Raw genomic sequence first — 496 nt, 5'->3', positions numbered from 1 at the left:
GGGCGACGAGCTCGGCGAGCGCCTGGGCGGCGGCATCCGGCACCGGGCGGGGTTGAGGGCGGACCCGCTCGGCGAAGAGGGCGATCGCTGCGGCATCGAGGCGGTCGGTCTTGGCCAGCCGGCCGGTGGCGCGGGCGAAGTCGCGGATCTGGCGCGGGTTGACCACGGCGAGCGGCAGGCCGGCGCCGGCGATGGCGGCGGCGACGGTCAGCTCGAAGCCGCCGGTGGCCTCGAGCACGACCAGGGCAGGCGGTTCGGCCCGCAGCCGTGCCAGGAGCTGGTCGAGGCCTGGGCCGTCGCGCGCGACGGCGAAGGCCTGGCCCGACGGGCGGAGATGCACGTCGAGGCGATCCTTGGAGACATCGATGCCGACGAAGACCGGCGGAGCGGTGGGAGGCTGATCCATGACCCGTCCTTGTGAATGCGGGCTCGGCGCCTTGCGGCGGCGGCCCCGGCGACCGTTCGGGTTCCCGGATGGGACAACGGACGGCGCCCC

General features: G+C 75.6%; 1 protein-coding gene. It reads right to left on the bottom strand.

Going from position 1 to position 496, the window contains the following annotated elements:
* Window positions 1-406: IS110 family transposase (locus tag Q7A36_RS40825; protein ID WP_305109486.1), on the bottom strand; the 406-nt coding region annotated here is incomplete at its 3' end.
* Between the last annotated feature and the right edge of the window lie 90 nt (window positions 407-496).

Source organism: Paracraurococcus lichenis (assembly GCF_030657435.1).
Classification (GTDB): Bacteria; Pseudomonadota; Alphaproteobacteria; order Acetobacterales; family Acetobacteraceae; genus Paracraurococcus; species Paracraurococcus lichenis.
Note: the sequence above shows the minus strand (reverse complement) of the source record. Positions and strands in the feature narration are given on the sequence as shown.